The organism is Mycobacterium sp. (assembly GCF_049281135.1).
In the GTDB taxonomy this organism is placed as follows: Bacteria; Actinomycetota; Actinomycetes; order Mycobacteriales; family Mycobacteriaceae; genus Mycobacterium.
Window position 1 is genome coordinate 1 of the sequence record NZ_JBAPRN010000364.1, and the last position, 11,067, is coordinate 11,067.

The window sequence follows — 11,067 nt, forward strand, 5'->3', positions numbered from 1 at the left end:
GAATTCGACGGCTCCGGATGTTGATCGATCCGATTTCAAAGTGTTTGGAGGTCAGGGTGTCTCAAACCGGTGACGAGATATTCGACGTATTGGTGATCGGTGCGGGTGCCGGTGGCATGGCCGCGGCGGCGCGCCTGCACCACCTCGGATACCGGACGTTGCTCGCGGAAAGCCGCGATCGCGTCGGCGGACGCGCCTCCACGGTCGAGATCGACGGATTCCGGGTCAACACCGGTGCGTTGATCATCGAGACCGGTGGCGAGAACGGCAGGCTGTTCGCCGATCTGGGCATATCGATGGGGACCAGGTTGCCCGCACGACCGCTGGTGCTGCGCTTGGGCAAGCGCGACGTGCCGGTGATGAACGGCGTGAACGGCGCGGTATTGAAAACATCGGTGGCGCTGCTGGGGATCACCGCTCGGCGGTTCCCCGGGCTGCGGCCTGCGCCGGAACGAACGCTTGCCGACGTGACAATCCGTCGCGGACCGTTCGTGCGTGGCCTGCTGCGCAACCTGACCAGCGCCCTGTTCGCGGCGGAGCCCGCTGACGTGGAAGCCGCATTGCTGTTCGACTACCTCACCAAACCGAAGGCTTTGGACACCTATGCCATGCACCCTGAGGGCAGCATTGGGCCGTGGCGGGCGCTGGCCGACCAGTTCGAGCGCACCGGTGGCGAGCTGTGGCTGAATAGCGAGGTCGCCCGGCTGACATTCGACGACGACGGTCGTGTCGAGGGCGCGATCGTGCGCCGCGACGGCCGGGATGTGTCCGTTCGGGTAGGCGTCGTGGTCAGCAATGCCGGACCCGTATCGACCGTGCGAATGTGCGGCGAGGAGCACCTGCCCGCAGGCTATGCCGAACGGATCCGGGCACAATCGGCACCGAGCACACTGATCACGGTGAACTTTGCCAGCAGGCGGCCGCTGACCACGGTGCCGGGAGTGGTGTTCTTCGGTCCGACCCGCCGACTGGCCTACGCCGCCAATCTGACCGAGACGTGCCCCGAGATGGCACCAGCGGGATGGCATTTGTACGCCGGCGCCAGTACGCCGCACCCGGCTACTGGCCCATTCGATGAGGTCGCCGAGATCGACATGCTGAAAGCCGATCTGGCCGAGCACTTTCCAGGTTTCGAAACGGCAAAGATCTTGTCGGTGCAAGTCTGTGCCGGTGAGGACTGGCCGGCCCAGCGGGCAATCGCGGGCCGCGACCTTCCGCAGACCACACCGATTCCGAACCTGTTCAACGTCGGCGACGGAGTGCGCGAATGGGCAACGGCTGGGCAGAGCGGTTGCGTGAAATCGGCCCGGTTGGTCGTCGAACGCATTGCGACGCGGTTCCCCGCGGTGACGGGCACGCGGCGGCCGATCGGTCTGCTGGCTGAGCGGGCCCATGGTGTGGTTTGATTGAGAGAACCAATTAGTGTTTGGTTAATTGGATGGCGAGTGGTGAGGCGATGAAGACGCTGGTCATCGGTGGCAGCGGATCGACGGGTGTGCCGGTGCTGGAGGGCCTGCTGCTCCGGGGGCACGACGTGACGATGCTGCATCGCGGCGTGCACGAGCCAGACGGCTTGCCCGATGTCCCACACATCCACGCCGACCCGTACTTCCCGGACACCCTGACCGAGGCGATCGGGGACAACCAGTACGACCTGGTGCTGGCGATGTACGGTCGGGTCGCCACCATAGCCGAGGTGTTCGCGGGCCGGTGCGGGCACCTGATCAGCATCGGTGGCGTGCCCGCCTACCGCGGTTGCCTGCAGGCGGCCACGGTCCACCCCTTTGGGATGGCGATCAACGCCCGCGAAGACGGGCCGCTGTCCGACGGCACTGAGCCGGTGCCCAAGTTCGCCAGGCTGATTCGAGCCGCGGAGCGCGCGGTGCTCGACCGGGCCGCAGTCGGCGCTTACCGGGGGACGGTGATCCGTTACCCGGCGATCTACGGCCCGCGTAACCTCGTGCCCTGGGAGTGGTCGGTAATGCGTCGCGTGCGCGAGGGCAGACGCCGAATGATCCTGCCGGACAACGGATTATGGATCATCTCGCGGTGTGCGTGCCGTAATGCCGCTGAGGTGGTGCTCGGCGCGGTCGACCATCCCGACGTGGCTGACGGGCAGGCCTACAATGCCGCCGACGACGACCAGTTCACCGTGCGGCAGTGGGCCGAGGCCGTCGTCGACATCATGGGCGCCGAACTGGAATTCGTCGGGATCCCGCGGGAGATGGCGCCCTCGGCGCTCATCGAGCTGCTGCCGCCGGGTGGTGATCCGCACGTTCTGCTGGACAACAACAAGGCCAAGCTCGAGCTCGGTTATGCAGAGGTGGTTCCCGCACACGTCGCTATGGTCGAGGCGGTCGAGTGGCTTACCGCCAACCCGGTGACACCCGCAGATTATCCGCTGTATCCAGCGCGATTTGAGTATGACGCCGAGGACCGGCTCATCGATGCCTACCGCCGGATGGTGGAGTGGGTGCGTGAGCAGGCTCCCGACGAGGCGCCCGATGTGCGGCATCCGATGCCGCATCCCAAGACCGTGTCAGTCGGTCGTGATGAAGGCGGCCGTTGATTCTCGTGACCGGGAGGCATCTGTGAGCCGAATGTGGCATCGATTCCAGGACCTGGTTGGTGTCGACTACCCGGTCATGCAGGATGGCATGGGCCCGTCGCCCACGACACATCTGGCCGCCGCGGTGTCGGCCGCCGGCGGGCTGGGTACGGTCAGCTGCCCAAGCATCACCAATACCTCAGAAGAATTCCTGCGCAAGGGCTTTCGCAGCGCAATCGAGTACGTCGCATCGAGCACCGACCGGCCGTTTGCTGTCAATGTGCCGGTCGGTCGCACCCCTGACGGGGAGTTGTTGTTGGTGAGCCGGACCTGCATCGACGAGGCGATATCGGTCAAGCGCGACGGTGGTAAGGCCGGCGAGCAGCTGCGCGCGATCGTGACCTCAGCGGGCTTCGCCGGCGAGTTCGGTGCTGCCATCCGCGAATCCGGCTTGGTGCACATGGCCAAGGTGGGTTCGGTGCGACACGCTTTGAAGGCCGCCGAGTACGGCGCGAACGTCATCATCGCCTCCGGCTACGAGATGGGCGGGCACACGCACGTCAAAGGTGTGCACACGATGGTGTTGGCGCCGCAGGTGATTGGCGTCCTCGATATCCCGGTGGTGGTCTCCGGTGGCATCTGTGACGGGCGCGGGCTGGCCGCGGTACTGGCGATGGGGGGTGCCGCCGCGGCGATGGGAACCCGCTTCATCGCCACCCGGGAGCATCAATGGCACCAGGCCTACAAACAGCGCATCGTCGACGCCAAGGAGTGGGAAGACGTCGTCTACGGCGGCATCTACGCCCCGATCCGCGGGCTGCGCAACGACGCCATCGCCGCCCTGGACAAGGCGCGCGAGACGTTGGCGCCCGAGGAATTCCAGGCCTGGGAAGAGGAGCAGATCCGTGTCGCCCAGCGCGATGGCGACGTCGAGCGCGGCCTGCTGGTCGCCGGGCAGGTGTCCGCGGCGATCCACGACATTCCCACCGTCGCCGAGCTGGTTACGCGGATCGTCAACCAGGCACGTGAGCTGCTGGCCGCTTCGGCCGCCGTGTTGAAGGAGCCGGCGTGTCCGTAACGGAGACGGTGCACGCCAACGGGGTCGCCGAACTGGTGGTGCACCACCCGCCCGCCAACGCCTACACCATCGCCGATCTGGCTCGGCTCACCGAGCTGGTGCGCAGCTATGAGAACCGCGACGAGGTACGGGTCGCGGTGCTGCGGGCCGAGGGCAACGGATTCTGCGCCGGCGGTGATCTCAAGGAGGTTCAGGCCCTGCCCGGGTTCGAGGGGATCCTGGGACAGGCCAGGGGATCTCAGGACTCCAGCTTGGCGATTGCCGAGTGCGCCGTTCCGGTGATCGGTTGTCTGCACGGCTACTGCGTGGGCGTAGGGGTGCTGCTAGCGGGCACCTGCGATGTCTTAGTTGGTTGTGCCGCAACGAAATTCGTCCTCGCCGAGGTCGACAACGGAGCCACGACCGGTGGGGTGCAGGCGCTCGGCCTGCTACCGGAGAAGCGGATGCGCACCGCGATGTTCACCTGCGAGCCGTTCGACATCGCCGAGCTGCACGGCTACGGCAGCGTCTACCACGTGGAGCCGAGCGTGCAGGCCACGGTCGACCGGGCAATGCAGATCGCTGCGACGGTCGCGGCCAAGACACCGCGGGTGGTGCGTGCGATGAAACAGTCGCTGAACAACACCGCAGCCCGCGACCTGCGCACGCTCTATCGACAGGAGCTCAGCTACACCTTTGAGCTCAACATGCTCGGCGACGCCGCCGCGGCCAGGCAGACCTTCCTCGATCAGGCTCGCGCGGGCTACTTGGATGGCGGTTGATCGACGCGGCGTCAGCCCGCGGTCGCCGGTTCCAGCCGGACCGGTAGCGCGCTGGCGAATCCGGTCAGCGCGCGCGGGCCTGGGGTGAACGTAGCCGGCATCGCGAGATAGCCGTTGACCAGCGGGATCGTCGGATACTGCCGGACCCCCCCGCGGTCGATGACGTAGTCGGGCATCCGACGAAGTACCTCGCCGAGCAGCACCGTCAACTCCATCGGCGCCAAGAACGACCCGAGACAGCGATGCACACCGAACCCGAATGACAGGTGCTTGCCGCTGTTCTCACGGGCCAAGCGCACCTCGTCGGGGTCGGCAAAGACCGCGGGGTCGAGGTTGGCCCCACCGATCGCGCAATACACCCGGTCACCCGGCGTAAATCGGTGCCCCTCGATCTCGACGGGTTTGGCGATGGTGCGGGCCACCCCGGTGCCGGGCGCAAAATACCGCAGCATCTCGTCGATGGCGGAAGGGATCAGGGTCGGGTCGGCGATCAGCGTCTCGCGGTCTGCCGGATGCTCGCCCAGGTAACCGAACATGTGAGCGATCAGCGCGGTCGAGGTGTCGATACCGCCATTGAGCAGCATGAACAACAGCTCGGTGACCATGTCGTCGTTGAGCGGTTCGCCATCGACCTCGCCGGTCAGCAGCGCGTCGACAAGATCACCGCGCTCGCCGGCCGTCGCTCGCCGCTCGGCAACGGTGGACCGTACGTCGTCGACGAGCGCCAGCAGATCGCGCGCCGAACCCTTCTCCCGGTACACGGCCTTGTGCAGCGTCGTCGCGTACTGTTCCCACTTGTCCAGCGACAGGCCAAAGTAGTCGAGCGACACCATCGCGGGCAGTGGGTTTGCGATCTCATCGACGAAATCGATGCTACCGGACTCGATTACGCGGTCGATGGTCCAGGACACGATCTCCTGCATCCGCGGGCGGTAGGCATCGATCGCCTTGCGCGACAACAACGGTGCCAGCAGCTTGCGGTAGGCCTGGGATACCGGCGGGTCCATCTCCATCATGCCCATCCGGACCGGGTTGGTCGGCACCGTCGCACCGCCACTCACGACGCCGCCGCCGAGCGACAGTTCGCGGCCGCTCACGAACGTGTCCGGGTCGGCCAGCACCTTCTTGATGTCGTCGTAACGCGTCAGTATTGAGAAGCCGCCGTGCCGATCACTGTGCGCCACCGGGCACTGCGTCCGCATACCGGCGTAGACGTCCCGCCAGTGCTGGGCGAAGTCCTGCGAGTGATGGTCGAACTGATCCACAGCGGCTCTCCCGATCCGGACGGCGACGGCCGTCACGGTACCAAACATCGTTTGGTATAGCAAGGTCATGTGGCCCGACCCGATTGGCGATTTTGGCTGCTGGAAACCCATTCAGAGCACAACCAAACATCATATGGTTACGATGGACGCACCAACTGCGCCGATGTGTTCGGCCGACCCGGCTGATGACCGTCGCCACAGCTGAAACGTTGAAGGGGATCGGCGATGAGCAGTGCGCATTATGCGACCGACGTCGTGAACTATCACGCGCACCGTCGTCCGGATCAGCCCGCGATCGAGGATGTCCGTAACGGTGAGGTGAACACGTGGCGTGAGCTCGAGGACCGGGTCGCCGGCCTCGCGGGGGCACTCACCGTCGACCTCGGCGTCCGCCGCGGGGACAGGGTCGCGGTGCTGGCCGCCAACCACCCGTGGGTACTGATTTTGCAGTTCGCGTGCATGCGGATCGGGGCGATGTTGGTTCCGCTGAACTTCCGTCTCACGCAGCCGGAGCTGGAGTTTTGCTGTGCCGACTGTGAACCCGTCGTGCTGGTCCACGACGCGGCCTGGGCTGACATGGCGGCCCGTGTGGGCACCGCCGCGCAGGTGCGTCGGCTGGCGTCTTTTGATGTCGAGGATGCCGCGTATGACATCGTCGCCGCGGCGGACCGTGCAGCTCCCCGCAGCGCGATGCCGATCGTCGACGTCACCGATCCGGTCCAGTTGATCTATACGTCAGGGACGACCGGACGTCCCAAGGCGGCGATCTGCACACACCGGATGCTGCACTACCAGATGCTGAACTCGCTCGACCCGTACGAACTGACCTCACGCAGCCGCTATCTGGCAGTCCTGCCGTTTTTTCACGCGGCGGGCCTCAACAGCATGACGAACCCGATCCTGGCGCTGGGCGGCACGGTGGCGGTCGTGCCGACGTTCGACCCCGCCGAGGTCGTAAGGCTGCTCTCCAATTCCGCAAAGGGGTTCACCCATTTCTCCGGGGCCCCTGTCATGTACCAGGTGATGGCGCGGGTTCCGGCGTTCGCCGAAGCCGACTTCAGCCACATGCGCCACGGCCAGGTCGGTGGTGGCTTCTTGAACTACGAGGTGACCAAGGCGTTCTACGACCGCGGTTGGCCGTTGAGCCCCGGATACGGCGCCACCGAGATGGGCCCGATCGTCAGTGTGGTACGGCCATCGGACACGCTCAAAAAATTCGGTTCGTGCGGTGATCCTGTGCAGTACACCAACATTCGCATCGTTGGGCCGGACGGCGAGGACGTCGGGGCCGGCGAGGCGGGGGAGCTGTGGGCCAATGGACCGGCGGTGACGGTCGGCTATTGGCGCCGCGAGCGCGCTGACGACCCGTCTTTCGCCGGGAACTGGTTCCGCACCGGTGACGCGGTCAGGCGCGACGAAGACGGTTTCTTGACGATGGTCGACCGGTTCAAGGACATGTATAAGTCGGGTGGCGAAAACGTCTATCCGGCCGAGGTCGAGCAGGTGCTGCACGCCCATCCCGATGTTGCCGACGCTGCCGTCGTTCCCATCGCCGACGAGCGCTGGGGTGAAGTCGGCCGGGCGCTGATCGTGCTGAATCCGGGAAGCGAGCTGGACCGCGATGCCCTCGCCGAGTACTGCCGCGAACGCCTGGCCGGGTACAAGGTGCCGGCGGACTTCTTGGCGGTGGACCCGTTCGAGCGCAACGTCACCGGCAAGCTGCCCAAGGCCGAGTTGAAGAGACGCTACGGTTCGGCGGCCCCAACGGTCTCGGCGCAATGAGTGTCGCCCCGCTTTCAGCGCGGTGTTTGGTTAACCTCAGACCACATATTCCCGGGAGGCGAACGGCATGGTACGGCCCAAGGTTGCGTTGATCTCGCGGCGCAAGGTGCTCGAGACGGCGCTCACCATCATCGACCAGGACGGCCTGGCGGGCCTTAGCATCCGCCGACTGGCCGACGCGCTCGGCGTCAATGGTGCGTCGCTGTACCATCACTTCGAAAACAAGGACGAAATCCTTGTGGGTGCAGCGGAATTGGCGCTCAGCAAAGTTCGCACCCCCGACCAGTCGGAAGACAACTGGCGGCACTGGATGTCCCAGAACGCGCGCAACCTGCGCAACGCATTGCTCGAACACCCGGGACTGGTACCCCTGATCGTGTCCAAGCGTTCCCTCGGAATGGGCGTTCGCATGCTGGACACATCGGCGGAACGGCTGATGGCCGAGGGCGTGCCGAGTGCGGCCGTCATGCCCCTGCTCGACGCGCTCGAGTTGTTCGCCATCGGCAGCGCCTTGCATGACACACAGGGTTATTCACCCGAGGATCAGCACGATATCGACACCGACAAGTACCCGGCGCTGGCCAAGGCGATGTCGGAGAGCGGATTGTCCTCCGAGGAGATCTTCGACCTCGTCACGTCGAGCATCCTGGAAGCGATCGAAGCCGAGGTGAAGGTGCGCCAGGCGAGGTGGTTGCCAGGCGCCCCGGTCGAGGGCGGACCCGGTGCTAACGGCCGCGGAACGCGGGCTTAGCGCCAGGTCCATGTGTGAGCAGCGCCTCGACGCCGATCGCCGCATCGTCGCTGCTGAGTACCGGTCCGGCCAGTTCGGGGGTCGCCGCGTCGGCGGCCGCGACGCCGCGATCACGGGTGAGCGCGATGATTTGCTTGGCGATTCCGGTCGCCGCGGTAGGTCCGGCCGCGAGTTCGGCGGCGAATTCGCGGGCCCTCGCCAGCAACTCCGGCCGCGGTAGAACCTTGTCGACGACACCCCAGTCATGCAACAAAGACGACTCGTAGGTTCGCCCGGTGATGACCATTTCGGCGGCATGTGCCACCCCTGCACGCGCAACCAGACGCTGGGTGCCGCCGGCAGCGGGTGTGATGCCCACCCGGGCCTCGACGAGCCCCATGCTCGCCTCCGCTGCCGCCCAGATGAAGTCGCATGCCAGAGTCAGCTCGAGGCCGATGGTCAGGTTCAGCGCGTGGACCACCGCGATCGTGGGCAGCGGGAGCCGTTCGATCCGGTGAACAAGGCCCAACAGGCGGCGGCTGAACGCCGTGCCGGCCGCGGCGTCCATGATGGTGAACTGCTGCGCCTGGACCCCGGCGCAGAAAACCTTGCCTTCGGCCCGCACCATCAGCGCACGCACGTCGTTTGGCAGATCGTCCAACACGGCGTCGTACGCGTCGGCGACCTCAGGGGTGAACAGGTTGAGCTTCGGTGCCGCCCACACGATCTCGGCCACGTCACCGTCGCGCTCCAGCCGAAGATCGCCGTGCCGGATGGTCATCTGCGGAGCGTACTGACGTCGGTCGCGATTAATCAAGCACTGTTTGTATAACCGGCCATCCGATCGCGTTCCCAGGCAACTCGACCGGGTCTCAGCGGGGGAATTGCCCGTCGTCGACTTTGACGATGGTTCCGGTGACGAACTCCGACGCCGGTGCGGCGAGGTAGAGCAGTGTGCTGTCGAGCTGGGCTGGGTCTCCGATCCGCTTGCGAGGCAGGTCGTCGCTGAAGTCGCCAACGCGCGCGATCCGGCCTTCCATCATCTCGGTCATGAACGCACCGGGTGCGATCGCGTTGACGTTGATGCCGTAGCGGACCCACTCGACCGCGAGGGCTTCGGTCATCCGGTTGATGGCCGCTTTGGTCACCGAGTACAGAGCAGCTCCGTCGCCTTGGTAGTGGTATGCGCCCATCGACGAGAGGTTGATGATCCGGCCGGGCAGCCCTGCGGCGATGAGCCGCCGGGCCACGTCGCACGTCAACACGAACGGCCCTCGCAGATTTGTGTCGATGACCGCGTCGATCAGCTCCAGCGACATCCGATGCGCCCGTTTAGCATCCGGGATCGCGGCATTGTTGACGAGAATCGTTATGGTCCCGAATGCCCCCTCGGCACGGTCCAACGCGTCGCTCAGCCCAGCGGTTCGTGACACGTCCATCGCGACCGGTGCACATCGACCTCCGCGTTCGGTGATCTCGTCGGCGACCTGCTGTAGTCGCTCGAGCCGACGGCCGGCCACCACCACATTCGCGCCGGCATCGGCGAGTACTGTCGCGAAGCGGCGGCCGAGTCCGGCGGTGGCGCCTGTTACCAACGCCACTTGACCGCTGAGCTCTGTCGAGGCGTTCGGAAGCGGAAACCTGTTGGGCGGGCTCACGATCGGCACCGCGACCAATTCGGCCGTAGCGATCCGCGTGTCGTCTGCGATGACGGTCCCACCGTCGACGGTTCTGCACTGCCGGTATTGCCCACGGCGAACAGCCTAATCACATTAGATTGCAACAGTGCTCCGAACTGGACGCAAGTCCGAGGCATCGACTGATTTGAGACGCTAAAACTCAAAATGTTATCGTTGCGTCGTGTGCCACTCCGAGACAGGTCTGCCGGTATGACGGAGACGGCTGAGCGGCTCGGTGCGCTGCGTGCACAAGTGCGGGAGCTGACCGGCTCGTGGCTGGCCGCGGGCCGCTACACCCCGCGGAGCGACTGCTGGTTGCGCTCCTTCGATCTTGCGTTCTCCCGCGAGCTGGCGGCTCGGGGACTGATCGGTATCACCTGGCCGGGGGAATTCGGCGGCGGCGGACTCGACGCCCGATCACGCCTCGTTGTCACCGAAGAGCTGCTGCGTGCCGGAGCACCGGTCGCGGCCCACTGGATCGCTGACCGTCAGATCGGTCCAGCGATTTTGCGCCACGGCAGCCATGAGCTCCAGAAGGAGTTGCTGCCCGGCATCATCAGCGCCGACTTCATCTTCTGCCTGGGCATGAGCGAGCCAGGGGCCGGATCGGATCTCGCCGCCGTGCGCACAATGGCGAAGAAAGTCACGGGCGGCTGGTCGGTCACCGGCCGCAAGACATGGACGAGCAATGCCCATCGCGCAACGCACGCCTACCTATTGGCGCGCACGGATGCAACTGGCCGAAAGCACGAAGGCTTGTCGGAATTTGTCGTCGACATGTCCGCGCCGGGAATTGAAGTTTCGCCCATAACTGATATGTCGGGCGAGCACCATTTCAACGAGGTCTCCTTCACCGACGTGTTCGTTCCGGAGCATCGGTTGCTCGGGGCGCAGGCAAACGGCTGGCGTCAGGTGATCGAGCAGCTGTCGTTCGAACGCGGTGGTCCCGAACGGGTGCTCAGCACCTATCCGCTGTTGGCCGACGCGCTCGATCATCTGCGCCGCTCCTCTGACGATCACCACGATGTCGAACTCGGCACGCTGGTGGCCCGCTTGGGCACGCTGCGGCGACAGTGCTGGGAGATCGCCGAGGCTCTCGATGCCGGTCGGGCGCCGATTGTGGAGGCGGCGAGTTTGAAGTACATGGGCACGCAGTTCGAGAACGACGTGATCGAATTCGCTCGCGGTGTTGGGCTCCCGACGTCACGCAACGACCCACTGGCC

Annotated in this window: 10 protein-coding genes; 7 read left to right on the top strand and 3 right to left on the bottom strand. The window is 65.5% G+C overall.

From position 1 onward, the window contains the following. The first annotated feature begins 56 nt into the window (after window positions 1-56). Genes WAN02_RS14585 through WAN02_RS14600 form a run of 4 tightly spaced genes read left to right on the top strand, consistent with a single transcriptional unit; the run spans window position 57 to window position 4,387 of the window. The gene (locus WAN02_RS14585) at window positions 57-1,406 is read left to right on the top strand and encodes an FAD-dependent oxidoreductase (RefSeq protein ID WP_422264914.1); all 1,350 of its coding nucleotides are present in this window, start codon (window positions 57-59) and stop codon (window positions 1,404-1,406) included. 32 nt (window positions 1,407-1,438) lie between these two features. Next, window positions 1,439-2,569 carry an NAD-dependent epimerase/dehydratase family protein gene (locus WAN02_RS14590; RefSeq protein WP_422264915.1) on the top strand — a complete coding sequence of 377 codons (1,131 nt, stop codon included), beginning with the start codon at window positions 1,439-1,441 and terminating at the stop codon, window positions 2,567-2,569. A 31-nt stretch (window positions 2,570-2,600) separates the two neighbouring features. Beyond that, complete coding sequence (locus WAN02_RS14595) at window positions 2,601-3,626, top strand: NAD(P)H-dependent flavin oxidoreductase (RefSeq protein WP_422264923.1); 1,026 nt, start codon at window positions 2,601-2,603, stop codon at window positions 3,624-3,626. Further along, window positions 3,617-4,387, top strand: a complete 771-nt coding sequence (locus WAN02_RS14600) for an enoyl-CoA hydratase-related protein (protein ID WP_422264916.1) — start codon at window positions 3,617-3,619, stop codon at window positions 4,385-4,387. Before WAN02_RS14595 ends, WAN02_RS14600 begins: the two co-directional genes overlap by 10 nt. An 11-nt stretch (window positions 4,388-4,398) precedes the next feature. On the opposite strand, the gene WAN02_RS14605 is transcribed toward WAN02_RS14600, so the two are convergent. After that, entirely contained in the window at window positions 4,399-5,652 is a 1,254-nt protein-coding gene (locus WAN02_RS14605) for a cytochrome P450 (RefSeq protein WP_422264917.1), read from the bottom strand. Between the two features lie 225 nt (window positions 5,653-5,877). Between WAN02_RS14605 and WAN02_RS14610 the strand changes: the two genes are divergently transcribed. Both WAN02_RS14610 and WAN02_RS14615 read left to right on the top strand, forming a co-directional pair. Further along, window positions 5,878-7,434 carry an AMP-binding protein gene (locus tag WAN02_RS14610; RefSeq protein WP_422264918.1) on the top strand — a complete coding sequence of 519 codons (1,557 nt, stop codon included), beginning with the start codon at window positions 5,878-5,880 and terminating at the stop codon, window positions 7,432-7,434. Window positions 7,435-7,501: 67 nt separating this feature from the next. Continuing rightward, window positions 7,502-8,185, top strand: a complete 684-nt coding sequence (locus WAN02_RS14615) for a TetR/AcrR family transcriptional regulator (protein ID WP_422264919.1) — start codon at window positions 7,502-7,504, stop codon at window positions 8,183-8,185. Here the strand turns inward: WAN02_RS14615 and WAN02_RS14620 are convergent. Next, the gene (locus WAN02_RS14620; RefSeq protein WP_422264920.1) at window positions 8,160-8,945 is read right to left on the bottom strand and encodes an enoyl-CoA hydratase/isomerase family protein; all 786 of its coding nucleotides are present in this window, start codon (window positions 8,943-8,945) and stop codon (window positions 8,160-8,162) included. The genes WAN02_RS14615 and WAN02_RS14620 overlap by 26 nt on opposite strands. A 91-nt stretch (window positions 8,946-9,036) precedes the next feature. Beyond that, window positions 9,037-9,822, bottom strand: a complete 786-nt coding sequence (locus tag WAN02_RS14625; protein WP_422264921.1) for an SDR family NAD(P)-dependent oxidoreductase — start codon at window positions 9,820-9,822, stop codon at window positions 9,037-9,039. Between the two features lie 231 nt (window positions 9,823-10,053). Between WAN02_RS14625 and WAN02_RS14630 the strand changes: the two genes are divergently transcribed. Beyond that, window positions 10,054-11,067: acyl-CoA dehydrogenase family protein (locus tag WAN02_RS14630; RefSeq protein ID WP_422264922.1), on the top strand; the 1,014-nt coding region annotated here is incomplete at its 3' end.

Coding starts and splice junctions, on each gene's coding strand:
- WAN02_RS14590 (WP_422264915.1), top strand. CDS start 1,439: ATGGCGAGTGGTGAGGCGATGAAGACGCTGGTCATCGGTGGCAGCGGA.
- WAN02_RS14595 (WP_422264923.1), top strand. CDS start 2,601: ATGTGGCATCGATTCCAGGACCTGGTTGGTGTCGACTACCCGGTCATG.
- WAN02_RS14610 (WP_422264918.1), top strand. CDS start 5,878: ATGAGCAGTGCGCATTATGCGACCGACGTCGTGAACTATCACGCGCAC.
- WAN02_RS14615 (WP_422264919.1), top strand. CDS start 7,502: ATGGTACGGCCCAAGGTTGCGTTGATCTCGCGGCGCAAGGTGCTCGAG.
- WAN02_RS14620 (WP_422264920.1), bottom strand. CDS start 8,945: ATGACCATCCGGCACGGCGATCTTCGGCTGGAGCGCGACGGTGACGTG.